The organism is Ruegeria sp. CDSC054 (assembly GCF_059610645.1).
In genome coordinates this window covers 191,258-213,510 of sequence record NZ_JBXWOA010000002.1, presented here as the reverse complement: position 1 = coordinate 213,510, position 22,253 = coordinate 191,258, and the positions used below count along the sequence as shown (strand labels likewise).

Here is a 22,253-nt window from a genome sequence, read left to right as displayed (position 1 = left end):
TGGTTTTCCGGCGAAGTCCTTGTAAAATCAAAACCTCATACAATGTTTTGAATAAGTGATTTTGCGAAAAGGAGCACGCCAATGCTCAAGACCGGATATACTGCGCTTACGGTTGCGGCCACATCAGTCCTGCTGAGCGGCGCGGCCATCGGCGGAACGATCGAAGGCACTGCAGCATATCGCGAGCGTATCGCCGTACCTCCGGATGCGACGCTTTACGTGCAATTGCAAGACGTCTCGCGCGCGGACGCACCGTCGGTGACCCTGTCGGCAAAGCGCTATGCGCTGACCGGAGTGCCAGCACAATTTGAGCTGAGCTATGACGACGCCCTTATTCAAGAGGGGATGCGCTACGTGGTGCGTGGTTCGATCTTTCAGGGCGACAAGCTGTTGTTCACAACCGATACTGCCTACCCTGTTCTGACGAATGGGGCCGGGAACACGACCGATCTGATGCTGGTCAAAGTACAACCGCCCGGGGCAGCCGTGCTGGAGAACACCAACTGGACTGCAACCGGCCTGAATGGCGCAGCACTTGAGACCGAAAGGCGCCCCGCGCTTTCATTCGCCAATGATGGCGCGTTCTCAGGCAGCGGTGGATGTAACCGGTTTTCCGGCCAAGCCGAGATTGCGGGCAACAATATTGAATTCCCCGACAACATGGCTGCCACCCTAATGGCCTGTCCGCCCCCACTGGATGAAGTTGAGCGGCAATTTTTCAAAGCCCTACAAGGGGTGACAGCATATGCGTTCAAAGGCGATACGCTGGTGTTGCTGGACAGTGCTGGGCAATCCGTCGTTCAGTTTGCCCGTGAACAGTAGGGTTTAAGGGGCCGTCACGCGACGGCCCTTGACCGTCCTGCATTGCGGCCGGAGAAAATGCAGCCGCCCAGGAATGAACCTTCGAGCGCGTTGTAGCCGTGATAGCCACCGCCGCCAAAACCCGCGACCTCTCCGGCTGCGAATAGGCCGGGAATGACCTTGCCGTCTGCGCCCACCATCTGACTGTCCAGATTGGTCTGAAGCCCACCCAGCGTTTTGCGCGTCAGCACGTGCAGTTTCACCGCGATCAGCGGGCCATTGGCCGGATCAAGGAACTTGTGCGGCTTGGCGGTTCGGATCAGTTTGTCACCACGGTAGTTGCGCGCGGCCAGAATGGCGGCCATCTGCGCATCCTTGGTGAACGGGTTGTCGATCTGGGAATCCCGCGCCTCGATCTGGGCGCGTAGATGCGCCTCATCGATCAGCCCTCCGCCCAGATGGTTCATGCCGTTAACAAGCTCGGTCAGGGTATTGGCGACGATGAAGTCTTCGCCGTGCTCCTTGAACGCCTCGACCGGAGCAGTGGCCTTGGAGCCTGTCAGAATGCGTTGGAATAGAACCTCTTTCCATCCACCGTCCGTCATGTCGGGGTTCTGTTCAGACCCGGACAGAGCGAACTCTTTTTTGATTACCTTCTGGGTCAGGACGAACCAGCTGTATTCATGGCCGGTTTTCAGGATTTCCTTCAGCGTCCCCAATGTATCAAAACCCGGCAGGCACGGCGGTTTCAACCGGTTGCCTTCAGCGTCGAACCACATCGAGCTTGGGCCGGGCAGAATGCGAATGCCGTGCGATGGCCAGATCGGATTCCAGTTACGAACGCCCTCGGTATAATGCCACATCCGGTCGCCGTTGATGACATGACCGCCAGCCTTTTCGCTGATACCGATCATGCGTCCATCGACGTGGAATGGCACGCCAGCGACCATGTCTTTTGGCGGCTCGCCCAGACGGTCGCGTGGCCAGCTTTTGCGCACCATTTCAAAGTTGCCTCCGATGCCGCCGGACGTGACGATAACGGCCGGGGCGTAAAATTCGAACTCGCCGACTTCATCGCGGTTGGTCTTGGCGCCGTGGGGTGCGGTGTCGTCGGCCAGAACCTCGCCCGACACTCCCTTGGCCGCGCCGTTCTGCATGATGATGTGGCTGACTTGATGGCGGAATTTAAGCTCGATCAACCCATTGCTGACATGGTCACGCACTCGGCGTTTGAAATGTTCCAGAACACCTGGGCCGGTGCCCCAGGTGATATGAAAGCGGGGCACAGAATTGCCGTGACCATCCGCATATGATCCACCGCGTTCGGCCCAGCCGACTATCGGAAACCAGCGCAGGCCCATGTCATGCAGCCAAGGGCGCATTTCGCCGGCGGCAAATTCGACATAGGCCTCGGCCCATTTCCTGGGCCATGCGTCCTCGTCACGATCGAACTGCGCGCTGCCCATCCAGTCGCGCAGTGCCAGATCATAGCTGTCTTTGATCCCCATGCGCCGCTGTTCCGGCGTGTCGACCATAAAGAGCCCACCAAGGCTCCAGAACGCCTGACCGCCCAGGAAATGCGCGGGTTCCTGATCGACCACGATCACCTTTTTGCCCCGGTCGCCCAGTTCAGCTGCGGCGGCCAACCCGGCCAGCCCAGCCCCCACGACGATGGCATCGGCAGAGTTATTCGCCATGTCTTTTCCTTTCAGCGGCTGCGGAACCAAAGGATGAAGGGCAAGGCCACAACATACATCGTTATTCCGTACACAGCCGACGGCAGAGCCAACGGGCTGAACCCGCTTTCCGTCGCCGTGATCAATGCAGCCAGTGTAATCCCAAGTGTCGAGTTTTGTATTCCGGTTTCGATGGAGACCGTCTTGCTTTCGTCCCACGTCAGGTTTGCTGCGCGCGCCAGCCCCAAACCGATCAGCAACAATGCGATGTTCAATGAGATCAAACCCGCGCCCATAACTCCCAGGTTATCGACAAAAAGCTGCCAGTTACCAGCCAGCGCCGCCAGAACGATCAGCATGAAGAGGACAGTTGCAATCTTGGACAGCACAGGCTCAAGCAGCTTTGCAAAGTCAGTTGCAAAGCCGCGCAGTGTGACGCCAAGCGCCACGGGCAACGTAGTGATCAGGAACATCGCAATGGCCAACCCCGTGATGGAAACCTCGGGTGCCGCATCGCCCATGAAATAGTTCACTGACCACGCGGCAAGAAAGGGCACGGTGACCATCGAAAGCAGGCTGATGACGGCCGTCAAACTGACCGAAAGGGCGACATCACCTTTGGCCAGTTTCGACAGGATGTTGCTGGTCACACCGCCGGGGCAAAAACTGAGGATCATGAAGCCGACAGCGATCTCGGGTGGCAACGCAAAAAGTGTGACCGTGACAAATGCCGCGACCGGCAGCAACACAACCTGGCACAACGCGCCGATGGCGAAAGGATAGCGCCGGCTGAGCACGCGGCGGAAATCAGCGACTTCGAGCCCAACGCCCAGAGACAGCATGATAATGGCCAGCGACAGCGGCAGGCCGACATTTATTAGAAGATCCAAGAACAACTCCTCCCAAAGCCGTTCGGGCCAGCCTAAGCGAGCGGTTGCGGATCAGGCAATAACGCCGTTGGGTCACCCATAGCGTTCGGCAAATCTGCGGAGGATTTCGGCCGGTTGCGTGACGTCCGCTGCGTGACAAATGTCGATCAGGCGCTGGGCGTCTTCGGGCGGAAAATAGCCGTGGTTCTTGTAGATATTGATGCGCTGCTCAAAATCGCGCGCGTCCGCCTCGGGGTGGAATTGCGTGGCATAAACATTCTGCCCCCAGCGGATCATCTGAAACGGGCAGGGGTCCGAGGCCAACAGATGGATGCACCCGTTCGGCAGCGCCTGCACGGCCTCTTTGTGGCCCACGAAGGCGTCGAATGTTCCGGTCAGCCCTGCCGTTAGCGGGTCTTGCGCTCCGTCTGCAGTCAGGTGGCAAGTCGAAGGTCCGACAGGTTCACCGTATTTCTCTTTGCTGACGTCACCGCCAAGATGGGCGGCCAGAATGCCCAGCCCATAGCAGCAGCCCATAAAGGGATGATCCCATGCGATGATCTGCGGCATCAATCCCATGATGGCCGCCTCGGTACGCGCCTCGGTTTCCGATTTGGTTGCTGGATCGTCACTGACGCATCCCGGTCCACCGCCGACGATCACCCCGGCATAGTCCGTGACATCCAGATCCGCAGGCAATTCCTCGCAATCCAGACGAATGCGATGGATTTGCTCGGGTTTCAGCCCGGTTTTGTCCAGGATCGAGGCATATTCGGCATCCGAAGCATCGGTTTCAGGGCGCAGTTGCAGGATCAGAAATCGTGTCATGAATGGCTCTTATCCGTCACAAAGGCCAGAACACAAGGATGGCGGGGATGGAAACCGCAATGATCAGGATTTCCAGCGGCAACCCCATGCGCCAATAATCACCAAACTGATACCCTCCGGGCCCCAGCACCAGCGTATTGTTCTTATGCCCGATCGGCGTCAGGAACGCGGCTGAGGCAGCAACGGCAACCGTCATCAGAAATGGGTCGGGTGAAACCTCAAGCGTTCGGGCCATCTGGATACCGACCGGAGCCGCAACAATGGCCGTGGCCGTGTTGTTCAGCACGTCTGACAGGGTCATGGTAACCACCATCAAAACGGTCAGAATGGCCCATGCCGGCAGCCCGTCGGTCAATTGAATCAACGCATTCGCAATCAGTTCTGTACCGCCTGACGTCTCCAATGCGCTGCCTAGCGGGATCATTGAACCTAGCAGAACGACAACGGGCCACTCGATATGATTGTAGATATCTGCAATCGGCATGATCTTGGTCAGCACATAAGCGACGACGACCAGCCCCAGGGCGATAGGCAGGTAGATCAACCCGACACTGGCCGCCAGCACGGCGGCGGCAAACAGACCAATGGCCAGCCACGCCTTTTCGTTGGCGGTAACATTCAAGCCGCGTTCGGCCAGCGGCAAGCAGCCCAGCCATTCCGTTACATCGGCACTGCGGTCACGCGGGCAAAGCAGCAACAGAATATCGCCCGCCTCAATCTGAGTTTTGCGGACCTGTTCGGTAATGCGACGGCCCTGACGTGAAATCCCCATCAAAACGGTGCTTTGACGCCAGGCCAATCCCAGGCCTTGCGCGGTACGACCGGTGACGCGTGCGTTTAGCGGCACAACAACCTCAATCACTTCAAGACCATCGCCTTCGGCTTTTAGTAGTTCCTGACGGCGGGTATCCGAGAAATCGAGGTTCAGCGCGGTGCGAAATTCGTCTAGCGCCTCGGGGCGGGCCTCTAACACCAATGCGTCGCCCGGTTTGATTGTAGCATGGGCCGACCGGCCATAGCGCCGTTTGCCATCTCGAATAAGGCCGATGATGGCCACGTCGGATTTCTCGGCGGCCTCATAAAGCTCGCTGACACGCTTCCCAATTTGCGGCGATTCTGGCGGGACCGTCAGTTCCGCGATGTATTCAGCAAGGGTTTCCGAGGCCTCTTCCTGTGTTCCGCGATTGGGAATCAACCGCCATCCGACCAGCGCGACAAATGCCAGCCCGGCAATCGCTGCCAATCCACCGACGGGGGCGAAATCGAACATGCGAAATGGTTCACCCAAAGTCTCAGCCCGGATCGATGCGATGATGATGTTAGGCGGCGTTCCAATCAACGTGGCCATGCCACCCAGAATAGTGGCAAAGCTCAGCGGCATCAGCGTCAGTCCGACCGGCCGCCCCGCCTTGCGCGCGGTCTGGATATCGACCGGCATCAGCAGCGCCAGCGCGGCCACATTGTTCATAAAAGCCGACAGAACAGCGCCAATCCCGCCCATCAGCGCGATGTGCGCGCCAAGCCCGCGCGAGGCATCGACCAGCGTGCGGGTGATCAGGAAAACAGCGCCCGAACGCACCAACCCGGCCGAGACAACCAATACCAAAGCGACGATGATCGTAGCGGGGTGTCCGAACCCGGCAAAGGCGTCATCGACCGGCACAACACCCAGCGTAACTCCGATCAATAGCGCGGTGAAGGCCACAAGGTCGTATCGGAACTTCCCCCAAAGCAGCATTCCAAACACAGTGGCGAAAAGGGAAAAAAGAATAATCTGGTCTGTCGTCATGCGGTCACCATACCCTTCGCGGCGCCTGTCGCAAGCCGCTCTCTTGATCCTTGGCCCCGCAAACGTCTATATGAGCGCCGAATACGCAATCACGATGACGAGGACGCAATATGGCAGGCCATTCCAAATGGGCCAACATCCAGCACCGCAAGGGGCGTCAGGACGCCGCGCGGTCCAAACTGTTTTCCAAACTGTCGAAAGAGATCACCGTCGCTGCCAAGATGGGCGACCCGGATCCTGAAAAAAACCCACGGCTGCGTTTGGCCGTGAAAGAAGCCAAGTCACAGTCGGTTCCAAAAGATGTCATCGACCGCGCGATCAAGAAATCGACGGCGGGCGAAGGCGATGAATACGAAGAGATCCGGTATGAGGGCTATGGCCCGAACGGTGTGGCGGTGATCGTCGAGACGATGACCGACAACCGCAATCGCACCGCTTCGACTGTGCGCTCGACCTTTTCCAAGAACGGCGGCAACCTGGGCGAAACCGGTTCAGTTGGCTTCATGTTCGAACGCAAGGGCGAAGTGGTTTACCCGGGTTCCGTTGGCGACACGGACACCGTGTTCGAAGCCGCAATCGAAGCCGGTGCCGAAGATGTCGAAAGCTCGGAAGAAGGGCATATCATCTGGTGTGCCGATACCGACCTGAACGAAGTGTCGAGCGCCCTTGAAGCTGCGCTGGGGGAAACCGATTCCACCAAGTTGGTCTGGAAGCCCACGACCACAACCGAGCTGGGTCTGGAAGACATGCAAAAACTGATGAAACTGGTCGATGCGCTGGAAGACGACGATGACGTTCAGCGTGTGACGACGAATTTCGAAGCCACGGACGAGGTCATGGCTCAGCTCTGATCCAAGTCAAAAAAGAAGAAAGAAAACCCGGTCTTTGGCCGGGTTTTTCATTTTTGACACAGGGGGTTCTTGGCCGGTTGCGTGGAACTGAGTACCATGGATTGGTCAAACCCAAGTGGCACGCCCTTTTGCGAGCCGAGGAACCCAAGCGCGCAAATGACTGACAAGTCACTGGACACATCGAAAAGAAACGTTCCGGTCCTGGCTGGGCAAAGCATTCTGTCTCAGGTGGCGTGGACCCTAGGCAGCCCATCCGTGGTCTTGCCATTTCTGGCCGTGTCGCTTGAGCTTCCGATGTTCATAGCCGGCGCGCTGGTGTCGGTGCGGATGGTTGGCAGCATGATCTCGGATGTTTTCCTCGCGTATCCCATCGCAGCGCGTGACCGCAAGAAACGTGCAATCGCGATGACTGAGGTCGCAATCGGTGCCTGCCTGATTTTGGCTTTGTTGGTGGCCTCAACAGGTGTCGTTCCGGTCATAGGTGTGGCTTTTGTCGCGGCATTTTTCATGATCGGTTTGATCGAAGAAATTCAGTCGCTGATGTATACCGATCTGCTGGGCAATCAGGTGCGCTCCAAATCGCGGATGATCATGCATTATCTGCAGCTGGGGGTGGGTGGGTTGGGCGCAATCGGATTGGCGTTGCTGGTTCACGAGATCACCAAAGAAAACCCACCGTTTTCGCGCCATTCCGCAGTCATCGCCGTTTCGGTAACATTCTTTGTCCTGTCCGGCCTGTCGATTCTAATGATGTCCGAAACCGTCGGTCCCACCCAGGAACAGGGCGCGCAACGGGTCAAGAAGCGAAAGTTCCTCGATAACTTCACCGATATCGCCGCAATGTTTGATCAGCGCTGGTTCCGCCGTTACATGATCATGCGCATGCCGCTTGTTGTCGTATCCCTGTCCGTACCGTTCTTTGCGCTGATCGCAGCCGAAGCGCACCACGACTCGGCCAGAGGGCTGACGGCGATGATCGTGTCGTCGGCGTCGGGGTATCTTGTATCTGCCCCACTGTGGCAATTGGTGAACATGAAATCGCATCGCGCCGTGATGGTCACCGGGAACCTAATGGTGGCACTGACGGGCGGTGCGCTTTTGTCCGTGCACTTTCTGGGCATGGACCATGACGTTCACTTACACGCCATTGCCTTGTTCGTTGTCACTGTTGCGGTGACAGGGATCAGCAGTGCCCGCAAGTTGTACTTCCTGGACGTTGCCCCAAAAGATCAGAGGGTCAAAGGTGCCGCAGCGATCAAGAGCATTTGCCGGATCTCTGGCGTATTGCTCTCGGCCGCGTTGGCAGGCGTTGCGCATTTGCACGAGGTCGCCTGGGCAATCGCCTTCATCGTCGCCACAAGCGTTTTCGCGGCGGTCGCCTGTTACCGTGTGGTTGTACCCAGCGAGAAAAAAGCGGTTCAGTCCTAGTCTGCCGTGTCAGCAGGAAGCAGGGCACCATTGGCGGCGCGTTTGACTGCGTTAGTCAGCGGGGCCAACGCCGTGGATAGCACACGACCCACCTGCCAGGTCAGCCCTACGTCAAGCCGCGCGCCCGGTACCAAAGGGCATAACCGGCCATCTTCCAGCGCTGGGCGCGCAAGACTTTCCGGATTCATTCCCCAACCAATCCCCGCAATGGCCGCTTCTACAAACCCTTGAGAGGACGGCAGGAAATGCGAAGGGGGTGATAGCCGTTGACCTGTCTGCCGGGTAATCCAGGCTTTTTGCAGCCCATCCTTGCGGTTGAATGTCAAACAGGTGGCGCGGGACAACGTCTCGACATTTACACCGTCCGCGAACCATTTGCGTATGAAATCGGGGCTGGCCGTGGGGATGTACCGCAGGGCGCCAAGGGCGACGGCGTCGCTGCCTGGGACTGTATCACCTCCGACCGTTATGGCGGCGCTGACCTCTCCGCGCCTCAGCCATTCCGCCGAATGATCCTGATCGTCAACGACCAGATCGAACAGCAGGCCGTCAACCTGAGACATGACATTGATGAACCACGTCGCCAGAACGTCGGCTGGCACGGCGACGCGCACGCGCGCGGGGCCGTTGGTTTGATCAAGCGTCAGTTCGCGGGCCAGATGCGTCTCAAGTAACCCGATGTCCTCGGCATGTTGCGCGATACGTAAACCCGTCGGAGTGCCCGTGCAGGGCGTTCCCCGATTGATCAGGGTTGCGCCAACAAGGTCTTCCAGCGCTTTGATCCGCTGTGAAACCGCGGAAGGCGTCACCGCAAGTTCTGAGGCGGCCGCGTCAAAGCTGCCATGACGCAGGATGGCAGAAAGCGCAGTCAGGTGGTTTGGATCCAGTAGCATTAGTCAGGCTTATTTCAGGTCAGTTTCTTTAATTTGATAGATGCTTTGTAAGTAAGTAGTCAACGCCGCAGACTATCGGAGGTTTCATGTCCACATCCTTGATTGCAGGCTTTGTGCTTGGCTTCAGCCTGATCCTCGCCATTGGCGCGCAAAACGCCTTTGTTCTGCGTCAGGGATTGCGGCGCGAGCACGTATTCCCACTGTGCCTGACTTGCGCGGTGTCTGATGCCATTCTCATAGCCGCAGGCGTTGCGGGTTTCGGAACATTGGCGCACGCGTTGCCCTGGTTCGAGACTGTCATGCGGTATGGCGGGGCGATCTTCCTGATATGGTACGGTTTGCGCAGCCTGAGTTCGGCCTGGCGCGGCGGAGCGGTGATGGAGATCGGCGAGAGTAAGCGCGTCAGCCTGAAATCTGTTCTGCTGACCGTTCTTGCGTTCACATGGCTGAACCCGCATGTCTATCTGGATACAGTTGTGCTGATTGGGTCAATCTCGGCGCAGTATGAGGATCGGCTGGCCTTTGCGCTTGGTGCAATGACGTCCAGCTTTGTGTTTTTCTTTTCGCTGGGCTACGGGGCAGGGATGCTGTCCCCGATTTTTGCAAGACCACGGGCGTGGCAGGTGCTGGATTTAATAATCGGCGTGGTTATGCTGGCAATTGCCGCAAAGCTTGTATTGATGTGACGGGTTGCCTCTGCCAAGTATTCGGTGTTCAACCGTTAACATGTCAACTTTGACCGCCCAACCCCGCCCCGTGGCTGGCATGCTCTGGATGTTTTCGGCAGGCTTGTCGTTTGTGGTCATGACCGCATTGGTAAAGTCGCTGGGCCCCACAATGGACCCCACGCAGGCTGCGTTCCTGCGGTTTGCCTTCGGCTTGATCTTTCTGTTGCCGACGTTGCGCCTGGTGTTGAAAACGCAACTTACACGCAGCCACATCGTATTGCTGGGGACGCGCGGTGTTGTCCACGCATTTGCAGTGATGCTGTGGTTCTTCTCGATGACACAGATCCCGCTGGCCGAGGTTACGGCGATGAACTACATGACGCCGGTCTATGTCACGCTGGGGGCCGCGTTGTTTCTGGGCGAGAAGCTGGCCATCCGTCGGGTCGCCGCGATTGGCGTGGCACTGGTTGGCGTTCTGTTCATCCTAAGGCCGGGTTTTCGTGAGATTTCACTGGGCCATATCACCATGCTGGGCACGGCCCTGACCTTAGGCGGGTCTTATCTGATTGCCAAAGTGCTTGTGCGTGATCTGCCGCCGTCAGTTGTTGTGGCGTATATGTCGATCTGGGTGACCATAGCTTTGATCCCTTTTGCAGTTGCGGTTTGGACCACGCCCAGCTTGCGCGACCTCGGCGTGCTGTTTCTGGTGGCCAGTTTTGCCACGGCGGGCCACTATTTCATGACGATCGCACTTAAGGCGGCCCCGGTCGCGGTCACACAGCCGGTTACATTCCTGCAGCTGATCTGGGCCACCCTGTTGGGCGCGCTGGTCTTCAACGAAAGCATCGACATTTGGGTTGTCGCGGGTGGAACGGTGATTCTGCTAGCGGTCAGTTTCATTGCCTGGCGCGAAGCGGTTTTGAACCGCGGCAGCTTGACGACCCCCAGCATCGCACCCAAACTCTGATCATTGGCGGTCGCGTGAAACGTTATTGATTGACGAGTCAATAAAAAGCCCTTAGCGTTTTCTCACTATACTTAGTGAGGGATAGTGATGCCGAAACTCGGAATGGAGCCAATCCGCCGTGACGCGATCGTCAAGGCAACAATTGCCGAACTCGGGTCGAAGAAATCCCTTGATGTGACTGTCAGCCAGATTGCCAAACGGGCAGGTATGTCCAGCGCGCTGGCGCATCATTATTTCGGTGGCAAAGATCAGATATTTCTGGCTGCCATGCGCCGCATCCTGTCGGACTTTGCCGACGAGGCTAGACAGGAGCTGAAGAATGCTGTTCCGCAGAAACGAGCGCAGGCCATTATCCGGGCCTGTTTTGCACCATCATGTTTCACACCGGATGTCATCGCTGCGTGGATGACATTTTACGTGTTGGCCCAAACCAATGATGACGCCTTGCGCCTGTGGCAAATCTATCAGGCGCGTATCCGGTCGAACCTGACCCACGCCCTGCGCCCGTTGTTGAACGATCCGGCCGAAGCGGCCGAAAACATGATCGCCCTTATCGACGGGCTATATATCCGCGCCGCACTCAGCGCGCCGGAAGAACCGCAGCTGGCGGTCAATCACGCGATGCGTGTCCTCAATACTCTGCTCGAGGCTGAAAAATGACAAAACCGAACATTCTGATCCTGATGGTGGATCAGCTGAACGGGACCCTCTTTCCAGACGGTCCCGCTGACTGGCTTCACGCTCCGAACCTGAAGAAGCTGGCTGAACGGTCGACCCGGTTTGCCAACGCCTATACCGCGTCGCCTCTGTGCGCGCCGGGGCGGGCCAGCTTTATGTCCGGTCAGCTGCCTTCGCGCACGGGTGTTTATGACAACGCCGCAGAATTCCGCAGCGACATCCCGACCTATGCGCACCATCTGCGGCGCGCGGGCTATTACACCTGCCTGTCCGGTAAGATGCACTTTGTCGGCCCAGATCAGATGCACGGGTTTGAGGACCGCCTGACAACCGATATCTACCCGGCTGATTTTGGCTGGACGCCGGATTACCGCAAGCCCGGTGAACGGATTGACTGGTGGTACCACAATATGGGCTCGGTGACGGGCGCAGGCGTGGCCGAGATTTCCAACCAGATGGAGTATGACGACGAGGTCGCATACAACGCTAAAGCCAAGCTGTACGATCTGGCTCGCGGCAAGGACGACCGCCCGTGGTGTGTGACCGTCAGCTTTACCCACCCGCATGACCCTTACGTGGCGCGCCGCAAGTATTGGGATCTGTACGAAGACTGCGAACACCTGCAGCCCGAGGTTGCAGACATTGGCTATGACAATCAGGACCCGCACTCAAAGCGTATCTTTGATGCCAATGATTGGCGCAGCTTCGACATCACAGAAGAAGACATTCGCAAGTCGCGCCGCGCGTACTTTTCCAATATCTCATATCTGGACGACAAGATCGGTGAAATCCTCGAGGTGCTGGAAACAACCCGGCAAGAGGCGATAATCATGTTTGTCTCGGATCACGGCGACATGCTGGGTGAACGGGGCCTGTGGTTTAAAATGAACTTCTACGAAGGGTCGGCACGCGTGCCGTTGATGATTGCCGCGCCGGATATACCGGCAGGCCGTATCGACACGCCGGTTTCGACAATCGACGTCACGCCAACCCTTGGCGCACTGGCGGGCGTAGATATGGCCGAGATCGCGCCGTGGACCGATGGCGAAGACCTTGTGCCTTTGGCCAATGGCACCGAACGAACTGCCCCGGTGAAGATGGAATATGCGGCCGAAGCCTCATATGCGCCGCTGGTTTCGCTGCGCTATGGTAAGTGGAAATACAATCGCTGCGCGCTGGACCCCGATCAACTGTACGATCTGGAAAATGATCCGCATGAATTGGAAAACCTTGCGGAACACCCAGAACACGCAGGCACGCTGGAAACTTTGCGCGCGAAATCCGAGGCACGCTGGGATCTGGACCAGTTCGATGCCGACGTCCGTGCCAGTCAAGCGCGCCGCTGGGTTGTCTATGAGGCGTTGCGGCAGGGTGGGTATTACCCGTGGGACTACCAGCCACTGCAGAAGGCATCTGAGCGCTACATGCGCAATCACATGGATCTGAATGTCGTAGAGGAAAACGCCCGCTTCCCGCGCGGCGAGTAACCTCTTCACCTTTTCGAAAATACGCCTGCCGGACGATCAGAAATTTGGTTCGGCTGGATATGGAGACCAGAAAATGGAAGCAGATTTCGTCATCGTTGGCGCAGGATCGGCAGGCTGCGCAATGGCGTATCGCCTGAGCGAGGCCGGGGCCTCGGTATTGGTGATCGAACACGGCGGGACTGATGCTGGTCCGTTCATCCAGATGCCAGCGGCATTGAGCTATCCGATGAACATGCCGATGTACGATTGGGGTTACAAGTCCGAGCCCGAGTCGCACCTGAATAACCGCGAACTGGCTTGTCCGCGCGGCAAGGTTATTGGTGGATCGTCTTCGATCAATGGCATGGTCTACGTTCGTGGCCACGCGCGTGATTTTGACACTTGGGCCGAGATGGGTGCCGATGGCTGGTCCTATGCGGATGTGCTGCCCTATTACAAACGCATGGAGACCTGGCATGATGGTGGCCATGGCGGCGATCCGACATGGCGTGGCACCGATGGACCGCTGCATGTTTCGCGCGGACCGCGCGAGAACCCGCTGTTTCAGGCTTTCGTCGATGCGGGACAGCAGGCGGGATACGAAGTTACCGGCGACTATAACGGTGAAAAGCAGGAAGGCTTCGGCCCGATGGAGCAAACCGTCTGGAAAGGACGGCGTTGGTCGGCGGCGAATGCGTATCTGAAACCTGCGCTCAAGCGCGATAACTGCGATATCGTGCGCGGACTGGCCTCAAAGGTGGTCATGGAAAACGGCCGCGCAATCGGGGTCGAATTGATCAGAGGTGGCAAGACAGAGGTCATCCGCGCCCGGCGCGAGGTGGTTCTTGCCGCGTCCTCCATCAACTCTCCCAAGCTGCTGATGCTGTCTGGCATCGGTCCGGCGGCGCATTTGGCTGAACACGGGATAGACGTTGTCGCAGATCGCCCGGGTGTGGGTGCGAACCTTCAGGACCATCTGGAGCTTTACATTCAGCAAGCGTCCTTGCAGCCGATCACGCTGTACAAACATTGGAACCTGATCAGCAAAGGTCTGATCGGGGCGCAGTGGCTGTTCACAAAGACCGGTCTGGGTGCATCCAACCAATTCGAAAGTGCGGCGTTTATTCGCTCCAAGCCGGGCGTAGAATATCCGGATATTCAATATCACTTCCTGCCAATTGCCGTTCGCTATGATGGCCAGGCCGCAGCCGAAGGTCATGGTTTCCAGGCGCATGTCGGGCCGATGCGCTCGCCGTCGCGCGGGGCGGTGACGCTGCGGTCGGCCAAGGTCGAAGACGCGCCGGTGATCCGCTTCAACTACATGAGCCATGAAGAGGATTGGGCGGATTTCCGCACCTGTATTCGCCTGACGCGTGAGATTTTCGGGCAGGATGCGTTCAAACCTTATTCGGGAAAAGAAATCCAGCCGGGTGCGGACGTGCAGTCTGACGAAGCGCTCAATGCCTTTATCGCGGAACATGCCGAAAGCGCGTATCACCCTTGTGGAACCTGCCGGATGGGTCGGGCAGATGACAAAAACGCTGTGGTCGATCCCGAGGGACGCGTTATTGGCGTGGACGGTCTGCGCGTTGCCGACAGTTCAATCTTCCCACAGATTACCAATGGCAATCTAAACGCGCCGTCTATCATGGTGGGTGAGAAGATGTCCGATCATCTGCTGGGTAAGGATGCCCTGCCAGCAGCCAATGACCAACCTTGGATTAATCCCCAATGGGCGGTTGCGCAGCGATGATCGAAAGCATGATTTGATCCGCGTCAAAGATTGACGGGGACCGGACGAATAGACTTGAATCGCAACAACATATTTTGAGGAGCGAACAGGAATGTCCCATACCCCGCACGAACTGGCCGAAGAGTTTCCGGACAAGGTTGAGCTGATGAGCCAGCTTAAGCAAACAGACGCTCATTTTTCACGGCTGGCGGACGAGTATCATGAGATCAACCGCGAGGTTCATCGTGCCGAAACCAATGTCGAACCGATGGATGATATCGCTGAGACAGATCTGCGTAAAAGACGTGCGGTTCTGAAAGACGAGATCTGGGCGATCTTGTCCAAGCCCTGAAAAACAGCGGGGGCTCTGCCCCCGTCGCGGCACGCCTTCCGCGGGATATTTTAGGTCAGGTGAAGATCAGGTGACTTCATAGGGCAAGGTGCCGCGGGTATGGGCGTCGATTGTCAGACGTCTTTCCAATGGCGGGACCGATCGCTGATGACAATTCGGCCGCTCGCAGATACGGCAGGATATGCCAATTGGCTCGTAAGCGCTGGCGTTGTTAAAATCCAGATTGTCGGCATAAACCAGCGCCTCGGCGTGGCGCACCTCGCAACCTAGTGCAATCGCGTAACGGCGCACAGGTGCGCCGTATGAGCCGCCCGATTTCGACACGTCCCGAGCCAAAGATATATACTGAACACCATCGGGTGTTTCTGCCAGTTGTCGCAGGAAATGGCCGGGTGTTTCGAAAGCGCGGTGCACGTTCCATAGGGGGCAGGCGCCGCCGAACCGGGCAAATTGTAGGCGCGTGGCCGAGTGTCTTTTGGTGATCGTACCAGCCTGATCGACGCGCACGAAAAAAAACGGAATGCCTTTGGCGCCAGGGCGTTGCAGGGTCGAAAGCCTGTGCGCCACTTGTTCGATTGACGCGCCAAACCGGTTGCTAAGCAGTTCAAGATCGTGACGATATTCCTGAGCTGTGGCCAGAAATTTGGCATAAGGCATCAACGATGCGCCGGCGAAATAGTTTGCCAGCCCGATCTTGGCAATGGCACGGGCTTCGTCGCTGTGAAATTTGGCAAAATCCAGCGTTGCTTCAAGAAGTTTATCCTGGCTGATCAGTGCAACCTGCAACAACAACTGAAACACCTGAGTTTGTGGTGCGGTTCTGGACGAAAGCCGCAGTGTTTTGTTCTCTGCGTCGTACTTTCGGGTTTCATCGATGTCCGGGAATTGTACCCGAATGCCGCGCTCGGCGAGGCTGTCCAGGGCTGCCGCACGTATGCCGCCTGCATCCCCGGCGCGCCCGGCAAATCGTTCAGCCGCGCGGTCCACCGCGTCGATGTAGTTGTCGCAATAGTGGAAGAAGTCCCGCACTTCCTCCCATGGGCTAGCCTGGATTTGTGCGTCTTCGCGCCCCAATGCTTCGTCAAGGGAGGCCAGGCGTTCATGCGTCTGACGATAGGTGCGGTGCAGGGCAATGAAGGCCCGTGCCAGAGCAGGTGCGTTTGAAGCCGTGAGGCGGAGATCGGCGAGCGGTGGAACAGCGTCGTCAAAGACCGGATCGGCCAATGCTTCGCGCATGTCCGAGACCAGACGCTCACTGTCGCCGGTGCTCAACTCGGTGACATCCATTCCGAATTCTTGCGCCAGCGCCAGAACGACCGTAGTCGAAATCGGACGGTTGTTGTTCTCCATCTGGTTCAGATAGGGCAGGGAAACACCCAGTTTAGCGGCAAATTCCTTTTGGGTAAGTGACAAGCGCGTACGCATTTCACGCAGCTTTGCACCTGCATAAAGTTTCTGAGTCGCCATGTTGAGCCTTTGCAACTTTCCTAAATCGGTAAGCTAACTTTGCAAACCGTCATAGGCAAGCCGTGTCAAAGGCCTAGTTGCCGTTCGCGTCGAATGACAGACAAAATTGCGCAGACCGCCAGGACCGAGGTTGTCAGCATTAGCCAGAGCAAGGGCATTGCACCGGTTTCGTGCGTTAGCAAAGCTCCTGCAAGGGCGCTGAGGCCCGCGCCGCCGCCCAGCATGATCGCTCCACTCAGTCCGGATGCTGTGGCGGCCAGATGCGGTCGCACCGAAAGCGCGCCGGATGTCGCGTTGGGAATCGTCATGCCGTTTCCAATGCCGACGAAGGTCATGAATCCAAAAAAGCTGAGCGCTGTTCCGAAGCCGGCCAGAAACAAGATGGCGGACATTGCAACGCCTGCTGCGTTCAGCCAGCAGCCCCAAAGTACCATTCGATTGACGCCGAAGTGAACGGAATAGCGACCGCTGAAGAAATTGCCAAAAAAGTATCCTACGGCTGGGGCGCCAAAGTAGATGCCGACCTCGGCGGCACTGAGGCCGAATAGTTCGGTGCCGATAAAAGGAGCGCCGCCCAGATAGGCAAAGAAGGCGCCAGACGACAGCGCGGATGATAGCGAATAGCCCCAAAATCGCGGGGAACCCAGCAGTTCGGGGTATTCCCGGAATTGTTGAACCAGTGTTTTGCCGCTCTTGGCTGAGGTTTCGCCAAAATCTAAGTAAGTTAGCACCAGCGTCATTACGCCAAGAACGAAGGGCAGCCAGAAGTTGGCTTTCCAGCCAAAGCTCTCCTCCAACAGGCCTCCGATCGCGGGTCCGATCATGGGGACAATGGCCATGCCCATCGTTACGTAACCGATCATCGACGCCGCCTGGTCCTGATCATATAGGTCCCGAACCGCCGCACGGCTAAGAACCATGCCGACCACGATGATTGCCTGACACATTCTGAAAACAAGAAAGACCTGGACGTTGGGTGCATAGATGCAGCCCAACGTCGCCGCCAAAAAAAGGACCAACCCCCAAAGTAAAACGGGACGGCGCCCCGCCTTGTCGGCAATTGGTCCGATCAGGATCTGAAGCACCGCATTGACCAGCAGGTACAGGGCAATCGACAGTTGCATGACCTTGTAGTCGGCCTGAAAGTGCAGTGCCATATTGGGCAGGCTCGGCAAAAACAGATTGAGGCTGAGCGCGGACAATCCGGACAGCAAAACCAGAGTGGTAATTTTAGGAGGCGAGCGATGCGCCGACGAAGAACTAAACTGCATGGTTCACGTGTATAGTCACCACGGATGGGAATGCCATCCATCATGCGTTTTGCGAGTGAAAATTAGCAAGTTTACAATATTCACGAAGGTGATTGGAAAAGATTTGCAAATTTGCCGAAAGATACTTTGGTCTCGCGGCATCAGCGTATAGTGTCCGGCCAGATTTTACAGGGGATCATCGTTATGAAAGACATCCTTTCCGAACTTGAAGACCGTCGCGACAACGCGCGGCTGGGTGGTGGACAAAAGCGCATCGACGCACAGCACTCGCGCGGCAAACTGACTGCGCGCGAACGGGTCGAACTGTTGCTGGATGAAGGCAGCTTTGAAGAATTCGACATGTTTGTCAGCCATCGGTGTACCGATTTCGGGATGGAGAAGCAAAGGCCAGCGGGTGACGGTGTCGTTACTGGCTGGGGTACGATCAATGGTCGCATGGTTTATGTGTTCAGCCAGGACTTTACAGTCTTTGGCGGCTCACTGTCGGAAACCCATGCTCAGAAGATCTGCAAGATCATGGATATGGCCGTTCAGAACGGTGCACCGGTGATCGGCATCAACGACTCGGGCGGGGCGCGAATTCAGGAAGGCGTGGCGTCGCTGGCTGGTTACGCCGAGGTCTTCCAGCGCAACATCATGGCGTCAGGCGTGGTTCCGCAGATCAGCGTGATCATGGGACCCTGTGCTGGCGGCGCAGTCTACAGCCCGGCGATGACCGACTTTATCTTCATGGTCAAAGACACTTCGTACATGTTTGTGACCGGCCCCGACGTGGTCAAGACGGTCACAAACGAAGTCGTTACCGCCGAGGAACTTGGTGGGGCGTCGACCCATACCAAGAAATCCTCAGTTGCTGACGGAGCGTTTGAGAACGACGTTGAAGCACTGGCCGAGGTGCGCCGTTTGGTTGATTTCCTGCCGCTCAACAACCGCGAAAAACCGCCAGTGCGCCCGTTCTTTGACGAACCCGACCGTCTGGAAACCTCGCTGGATACATTGATCCCCGACAACCCTAATACGCCGTACGACATGAAGGAACTCATCACCAAAGTGGCGGATGAGGGCGATTTCTACGAAATTCAGGAGGATTTTGCCAAAAACATCATTACCGGGTTCATCCGGCTTGAAGGGCAGACAGTGGGCGTTGTAGCCAATCAGCCGATGATTCTGGCGGGTTGTCTGGACATCGACAGCTCGCGCAAGGCCGCGCGGTTTGTGCGGTTCTGCGATTGCTTCGAAATTCCGATCCTGACGCTGGTAGATGTGCCTGGATTCCTTCCGGGGACGTCGCAGGAATATGGCGGAGTGATCAAGCACGGCGCCAAGCTGTTGTTTGCCTACGGTGAAGCCACGGTGCCAAAAGTTACCGTCATCACCCGTAAGGCTTATGGTGGTGCCTATGATGTTATGGCGTCCAAGCACCTGCGCGGTGACTTCAACTATGCGTGGCCTACAGCCGAAATCGCGGTGATGGGCGCAAAGGGCGCGACCGAGATCATTCACCGTGCCGATCTGGGCGATGCTGAGAAAATTGTACAGCACACGCAGGACTACGAGGACAGGTTTGCGAACCCGTTTGTCGCGGCCGAGCGGGGCTTTATCGATGAGGTGATCATGCCGCAATCGACCCGCCGTCGCGTTTCGCGGGCCTTTGCCAGCTTGCGGAACAAGCAGCTGAAGAACCCGTGGAAAAAGCACGATAACATTCCCCTTTAAGGGAATATGCCAAGAAATCTGCCCGGCCGGAACGGTTTGGGCGGCGTCTCGGACAACCGGTCAGGGCAGATTACTTGGGTGCAAAATTGACTTTGAGGCCACAACTGCTAATGAGTTGCCCAATCAGACATAGAACAGCGCGGGCCGAAAGCCAGGCGCGCGCGATCCCGGAGAGAGGAGCTCGCCTGAGGCGGGTCCGGGATCGCGCCTTAGCTGTTGTACTGTCTATTTTTGCGGTCCCCGTTCTGGCTGATACCGAAAACCTGTTGCCGGTTCCGTCCGGACAGCCAGTGCATCTGAGCGACGTTCTGCTGGACAACAACCCCGGTGAACTTTGGGTGCGGTTTCGCTTTATTGCGCCCAAGATCGGTTCGGATATTGGCCGGATCGGGTACGATGTCGCCTCGGTCGATATGGAACATCTGTGCCAGACGCTGGCGGTTACCTATGTGGCCAAATACGAACTGGACGCCGCCCGGGTGGTCATTTCCCTGTCTGACCGACCCATCGAATTTGGCCGTACATCCCATGATGCCACGCAGTTCTTTGAAGCCTACCGGCTGGAACAATCCCGGTGTATCTGGGAGGGGCTTTGACCATGAATCCCTCTATTCATCTCGTCAGGGCATTTCTGAACAGCTACGCGGCTTTGGAGGTGCGCACCATGACATCATCCTGTGACGGATGTGAATATCTGATCCCCATGACCCCTTGTGCAACTGAGGTGGAACCATGCTGAAACATCGCGGATTTCCCGGGCGCCTGCCGGGTACTGACTTTCAGTTCATCATTCGTCGGGCCAATCCCAAAGGCGTGACGCCCCTGACCCGCCGCGAGCGGTTTCGAGATCGTAAACCCGCGGATAAGCGCGCGGATGCAGCCTTTATGGAAGCCCTGTGGGCGCATTTTGGCGACCAACCGTTTGAGCGGGGCAATTTGGATGCCGGTCGTCTTTGCTGGCTTTTCGAACGCGAGGTCATTCCGGCCGAAGATCCGTTTGATCCGGCTAGTTATGATGCGCTTTTGGTAATTGATCCGAATGTGGGCCGGATTTCCTTCCCCGAAATTTTCGACGGGGTGCGCTGATCGTGCAAACCGCTGTCGCACATACCTTCGTGGTGCCGTCAGAGCCCGGAACCCTGCCCACATCGGGGCAGGGCCGGAATGTGCGGTCAGAAGTTCAACTGGGCTGCCAGTTGAATGCGATTGCTGTCAAATGTGCGCCCGGTCGGTGCGTCGTTTCGTTCGCCGTAGAAAAATTCGGCGCTAAGGGTCAGATTGTCGGTCGCCTTGTAGAAGGCGTTCACGTGGATCGTTTCAACTTCGGTAAAGGACAGGGTCCCGGTCGAGGTCGGCAGATCATAGTTTTCTTGCCCGTAGGCGATGCCGACATTCCATTTGGGACTCAGTTCCTGGCGGAATTCCACGGTAAATCCATCCACGTCGTTGGCCTGTCCATTGACGATGGCGTCACCGGCAGCGATCAGGTAGGGGCCCAAAGCCTCGCCGTCGACATAGTTGACCTGAAACAGACCGCCTTGCCAGGGCCGGATGCCAGCCGAGAGGGTATAGCCGGTCTGATCCACTTCGACCGCGCCGGATTGTGCCTTACCGTACAAAGCCGAGGCGCGGGCCAGGTAGGTGCCGTTGTTGTATTCGATGGAGCCGGTCAGGACGGGATCATTCGAATCCGAGCCGCCAACGTTCTCCTCGATCGCCACCGCAAAGGTTGTGTCAGAGCCCAGCGTGTTCGTATAGCGCACTTGAGGAACGCGAGCGAAAGGAATGCCAACGGGGCCGTTGAATTCGACGGTTGTCGGGTAGGTGTCGAGCGGCTGGAAGTTGGTCCAGTATTGACCGATCAACCAGTTGTCGCCAATGCGGATATTGGCGTGGCGCAGGCGCAGTTCAGCAGGCCCATCCGTCCCGCCGGAAAACAGGTCCAGTTCCAGCTGGCCCGCAATATCGCCGATGGCAGACGGCGTATTGGTCCGAAGCCCGATGCGCGATTGGCGCACGGTGGCCCCAAAGGTGCCGCTGGTGGCGTTTGCTGGCTCGCCAATTCGGGTCGCATCGGCAAGGTCGCCCAGTTCAAAGTCGGTGTCGTAGAAGAAATCAGCCTTAACGTACCCATAAACATCAAGCGTGGTGTTTCCGATTCGAAGATCGCCAGTGCCAGCGCCGGGTTTTGCGGCCTCGAGGGCCTCGACGCGGGCACGCAGGGCATCAAGTTCCGTTTGCGTCTGGGCGTCTTGGGCGAAAGCAGCCGCGCCGGATATGCCAAGCGCGGATACGGCAAGCAGCAACGCCGTTTTTCTCTTTGCAATCATGTGGATGTTTCCTTGTGTGCGAGTGTGCACGGGCACCGTTCCACGCAAGGGAACTTGAAGGAAATCACGAGAACGGGATGGAAAGCGCCTAGTTTCTCAAGAAAACGTGCAAAATTTCCGAACCGTTTTCACCCTATGGTGAACAGATCGGTTAACCCTTTGCGTTTGAGAAGAGAATTTCTGAGGCCCTTTTCCGCAACCCGTGATGTTGCAGGCGCAGAAACAGACCAATTGCTGAGGAAAAGTAACAGCAACGTGACGGCATTGGCCTCGCGTTTCTCACTTAAAACCGCACCTGATCTCGGCACGAATCTGCGCGCATATTCGCCCAATGGGCGATTTCCAGCCGGAATCCTGACCGGAAACAATACGTTGTTTACGCATTTGATTGTGCCAAGCAACCTGACCAAGCCGTGCGGCTCTACTTTGCCTGCGTCGCACAAGCACCTACTATTCCGTACCCCTTCCTTC

20 protein-coding genes are annotated in these 22,253 nt (G+C 57.3%); 12 read left to right on the top strand and 8 right to left on the bottom strand.

What is annotated here, in order from left to right:
- Positions 1 to 81 precede the first annotated feature (81 nt).
- Complete coding sequence (locus tag AC2FGC_RS04995) at positions 82 to 822, top strand: YbaY family lipoprotein (RefSeq protein WP_496696020.1); 741 nt, start codon at positions 82 to 84, stop codon at positions 820 to 822.
- 14 nt (positions 823 to 836) lie between these two features.
- Here AC2FGC_RS04995 and AC2FGC_RS04990 read toward each other — a convergent pair whose 3' ends face one another.
- The 4 genes from AC2FGC_RS04990 to AC2FGC_RS04975 form a co-directional block, all read right to left on the bottom strand.
- Positions 837 to 2,498, bottom strand: a complete 1,662-nt coding sequence (locus AC2FGC_RS04990) for an FAD-binding dehydrogenase (protein WP_496724256.1) — start codon at positions 2,496 to 2,498, stop codon at positions 837 to 839.
- 11 nt (positions 2,499 to 2,509) lie between these two features.
- Positions 2,510 to 3,367 carry a bile acid:sodium symporter family protein gene (locus tag AC2FGC_RS04985; protein WP_496724258.1) on the bottom strand — a complete coding sequence of 286 codons (858 nt, stop codon included), beginning with the start codon at positions 3,365 to 3,367 and terminating at the stop codon, positions 2,510 to 2,512.
- 72 nt (positions 3,368 to 3,439) lie between these two features.
- Positions 3,440 to 4,174 (bottom strand): glutamine amidotransferase, encoded by a 735-nt coding sequence (locus AC2FGC_RS04980; protein WP_496781544.1) that lies wholly within the window; start codon positions 4,172 to 4,174, stop codon positions 3,440 to 3,442.
- Positions 4,175 to 4,190: 16 nt separating this feature from the next.
- On the bottom strand, positions 4,191 to 5,963 hold the full coding sequence (locus AC2FGC_RS04975) for an SLC13 family permease (protein WP_496724262.1): 1,773 nt from the start codon (positions 5,961 to 5,963) through the stop codon (positions 4,191 to 4,193).
- Between the two features lie 110 nt (positions 5,964 to 6,073).
- Between AC2FGC_RS04975 and AC2FGC_RS04970 the strand changes: the two genes are divergently transcribed.
- Together AC2FGC_RS04970 and AC2FGC_RS04965 are read left to right on the top strand one after the other, a co-directional pair.
- Positions 6,074 to 6,814 (top strand): YebC/PmpR family DNA-binding transcriptional regulator, encoded by a 741-nt coding sequence (locus AC2FGC_RS04970; protein ID WP_496724264.1) that lies wholly within the window; start codon positions 6,074 to 6,076, stop codon positions 6,812 to 6,814.
- Positions 6,815 to 6,970: 156 nt separating this feature from the next.
- Positions 6,971 to 8,242 carry an MFS transporter gene (locus tag AC2FGC_RS04965; protein ID WP_496724266.1) on the top strand — a complete coding sequence of 424 codons (1,272 nt, stop codon included), beginning with the start codon at positions 6,971 to 6,973 and terminating at the stop codon, positions 8,240 to 8,242.
- Here the strand turns inward: AC2FGC_RS04965 and AC2FGC_RS04960 are convergent.
- Positions 8,239 to 9,135 carry a LysR family transcriptional regulator ArgP gene (locus tag AC2FGC_RS04960; RefSeq protein ID WP_496781542.1) on the bottom strand — a complete coding sequence of 299 codons (897 nt, stop codon included), beginning with the start codon at positions 9,133 to 9,135 and terminating at the stop codon, positions 8,239 to 8,241. The two genes, AC2FGC_RS04965 and AC2FGC_RS04960, sit on opposite strands and share 4 nt — an antisense overlap.
- Positions 9,136 to 9,221: 86 nt before the next feature.
- Here AC2FGC_RS04960 and AC2FGC_RS04955 point away from each other — a divergent pair, with 86 nt between their 5' ends.
- The 6 genes from AC2FGC_RS04955 (at position 9,222) to AC2FGC_RS04930 (ending at position 14,998) form a co-directional block, all read left to right on the top strand.
- Positions 9,222 to 9,821, top strand: coding sequence for a LysE/ArgO family amino acid transporter (locus AC2FGC_RS04955; RefSeq protein WP_496777943.1), 600 nt, complete (start codon positions 9,222 to 9,224; stop codon positions 9,819 to 9,821).
- A 40-nt stretch (positions 9,822 to 9,861) separates the two neighbouring features.
- On the top strand, positions 9,862 to 10,770 hold the full coding sequence (locus tag AC2FGC_RS04950) for a DMT family transporter (RefSeq protein WP_496777945.1): 909 nt from the start codon (positions 9,862 to 9,864) through the stop codon (positions 10,768 to 10,770).
- Positions 10,771 to 10,857: 87 nt separating this feature from the next.
- Entirely contained in the window at positions 10,858 to 11,430 is a 573-nt protein-coding gene (gene betI, locus AC2FGC_RS04945) for a choline-binding transcriptional repressor BetI (protein ID WP_496777947.1), read from the top strand.
- A complete protein-coding gene (betC, locus tag AC2FGC_RS04940; RefSeq protein WP_496724275.1) occupies positions 11,427 to 12,935 on the top strand; it encodes a choline-sulfatase in 1,509 nt (502 codons plus the stop codon). The genes betI and betC overlap by 4 nt, the downstream gene beginning before the upstream one ends.
- Positions 12,936 to 13,008: 73 nt before the next feature.
- Positions 13,009 to 14,667 (top strand): choline dehydrogenase, encoded by a 1,659-nt coding sequence (betA, locus tag AC2FGC_RS04935; RefSeq protein WP_496724277.1) that lies wholly within the window; start codon positions 13,009 to 13,011, stop codon positions 14,665 to 14,667.
- Positions 14,668 to 14,758: 91 nt separating this feature from the next.
- Entirely contained in the window at positions 14,759 to 14,998 is a 240-nt protein-coding gene (locus AC2FGC_RS04930) for an HP1242/YdcH family protein (RefSeq protein WP_496724279.1), read from the top strand.
- 66 nt (positions 14,999 to 15,064) lie between these two features.
- Here the strand turns inward: AC2FGC_RS04930 and AC2FGC_RS04925 are convergent, their stop codons facing one another.
- Both AC2FGC_RS04925 and AC2FGC_RS04920 read right to left on the bottom strand, forming a co-directional pair.
- Positions 15,065 to 16,465 carry a helix-turn-helix domain-containing protein gene (locus AC2FGC_RS04925; protein ID WP_496724281.1) on the bottom strand — a complete coding sequence of 467 codons (1,401 nt, stop codon included), beginning with the start codon at positions 16,463 to 16,465 and terminating at the stop codon, positions 15,065 to 15,067.
- 65 nt (positions 16,466 to 16,530) lie between these two features.
- Positions 16,531 to 17,736 carry a multidrug effflux MFS transporter gene (locus tag AC2FGC_RS04920; protein WP_496781541.1) on the bottom strand — a complete coding sequence of 402 codons (1,206 nt, stop codon included), beginning with the start codon at positions 17,734 to 17,736 and terminating at the stop codon, positions 16,531 to 16,533.
- A 183-nt stretch (positions 17,737 to 17,919) separates the two neighbouring features.
- On the opposite strand from AC2FGC_RS04920, the gene AC2FGC_RS04915 reads away from it, so the two are divergent.
- The 3 genes from AC2FGC_RS04915 (at position 17,920) to AC2FGC_RS04905 (ending at position 20,538) form a co-directional block, all read left to right on the top strand.
- Complete coding sequence (locus AC2FGC_RS04915; protein WP_496724285.1) at positions 17,920 to 19,452, top strand: acyl-CoA carboxylase subunit beta; 1,533 nt, start codon at positions 17,920 to 17,922, stop codon at positions 19,450 to 19,452.
- A 110-nt stretch (positions 19,453 to 19,562) separates the two neighbouring features.
- Positions 19,563 to 20,048 (top strand): DUF6497 family protein, encoded by a 486-nt coding sequence (locus AC2FGC_RS04910; protein WP_496724287.1) that lies wholly within the window; start codon positions 19,563 to 19,565, stop codon positions 20,046 to 20,048.
- A 136-nt stretch (positions 20,049 to 20,184) separates the two neighbouring features.
- Positions 20,185 to 20,538, top strand: a complete 354-nt coding sequence (locus AC2FGC_RS04905; RefSeq protein ID WP_058276835.1) for a hypothetical protein — start codon at positions 20,185 to 20,187, stop codon at positions 20,536 to 20,538.
- 86 nt (positions 20,539 to 20,624) lie between these two features.
- Here the strand turns inward: AC2FGC_RS04905 and AC2FGC_RS04900 are convergent, their stop codons facing one another.
- Entirely contained in the window at positions 20,625 to 21,782 is a 1,158-nt protein-coding gene (locus AC2FGC_RS04900) for a DcaP family trimeric outer membrane transporter (protein ID WP_496724289.1), read from the bottom strand.
- Positions 21,783 to 22,253 lie beyond the last annotated feature (471 nt).

Excerpts from the sequence above, each read along its gene's own strand:
- AC2FGC_RS04995 (WP_496696020.1), top strand. The coding sequence starts at position 82 with ATGCTCAAGACCGGATATACTGCGCTTACGGTTGCGGCCACATCAGTC.
- AC2FGC_RS04990 (WP_496724256.1), bottom strand. The coding sequence starts at position 2,498 with ATGGCGAATAACTCTGCCGATGCCATCGTCGTGGGGGCTGGGCTGGCC.
- AC2FGC_RS04980 (WP_496781544.1), bottom strand. The coding sequence starts at position 4,174 with ATGACACGATTTCTGATCCTGCAACTGCGCCCTGAAACCGATGCTTCG.
- AC2FGC_RS04975 (WP_496724262.1), bottom strand. The coding sequence starts at position 5,963 with ATGACGACAGACCAGATTATTCTTTTTTCCCTTTTCGCCACTGTGTTT.
- AC2FGC_RS04970 (WP_496724264.1), top strand. The coding sequence starts at position 6,074 with ATGGCAGGCCATTCCAAATGGGCCAACATCCAGCACCGCAAGGGGCGT.
- AC2FGC_RS04965 (WP_496724266.1), top strand. The coding sequence starts at position 6,971 with ATGACTGACAAGTCACTGGACACATCGAAAAGAAACGTTCCGGTCCTG.
- AC2FGC_RS04960 (WP_496781542.1), bottom strand. The coding sequence starts at position 9,135 with ATGCTACTGGATCCAAACCACCTGACTGCGCTTTCTGCCATCCTGCGT.
- AC2FGC_RS04955 (WP_496777943.1), top strand. The coding sequence starts at position 9,222 with ATGTCCACATCCTTGATTGCAGGCTTTGTGCTTGGCTTCAGCCTGATC.
- AC2FGC_RS04950 (WP_496777945.1), top strand. The coding sequence starts at position 9,862 with ATGTCAACTTTGACCGCCCAACCCCGCCCCGTGGCTGGCATGCTCTGG.
- betI (WP_496777947.1), top strand. The coding sequence starts at position 10,858 with ATGCCGAAACTCGGAATGGAGCCAATCCGCCGTGACGCGATCGTCAAG.
- betC (WP_496724275.1), top strand. The coding sequence starts at position 11,427 with ATGACAAAACCGAACATTCTGATCCTGATGGTGGATCAGCTGAACGGG.
- betA (WP_496724277.1), top strand. The coding sequence starts at position 13,009 with ATGGAAGCAGATTTCGTCATCGTTGGCGCAGGATCGGCAGGCTGCGCA.
- AC2FGC_RS04930 (WP_496724279.1), top strand. The coding sequence starts at position 14,759 with ATGTCCCATACCCCGCACGAACTGGCCGAAGAGTTTCCGGACAAGGTT.
- AC2FGC_RS04925 (WP_496724281.1), bottom strand. The coding sequence starts at position 16,465 with ATGGCGACTCAGAAACTTTATGCAGGTGCAAAGCTGCGTGAAATGCGT.
- AC2FGC_RS04920 (WP_496781541.1), bottom strand. The coding sequence starts at position 17,736 with ATGCAGTTTAGTTCTTCGTCGGCGCATCGCTCGCCTCCTAAAATTACC.
- AC2FGC_RS04915 (WP_496724285.1), top strand. The coding sequence starts at position 17,920 with ATGAAAGACATCCTTTCCGAACTTGAAGACCGTCGCGACAACGCGCGG.
- AC2FGC_RS04910 (WP_496724287.1), top strand. The coding sequence starts at position 19,563 with ATGAGTTGCCCAATCAGACATAGAACAGCGCGGGCCGAAAGCCAGGCG.
- AC2FGC_RS04905 (WP_058276835.1), top strand. The coding sequence starts at position 20,185 with ATGCTGAAACATCGCGGATTTCCCGGGCGCCTGCCGGGTACTGACTTT.
- AC2FGC_RS04900 (WP_496724289.1), bottom strand. The coding sequence starts at position 21,782 with ATGATTGCAAAGAGAAAAACGGCGTTGCTGCTTGCCGTATCCGCGCTT.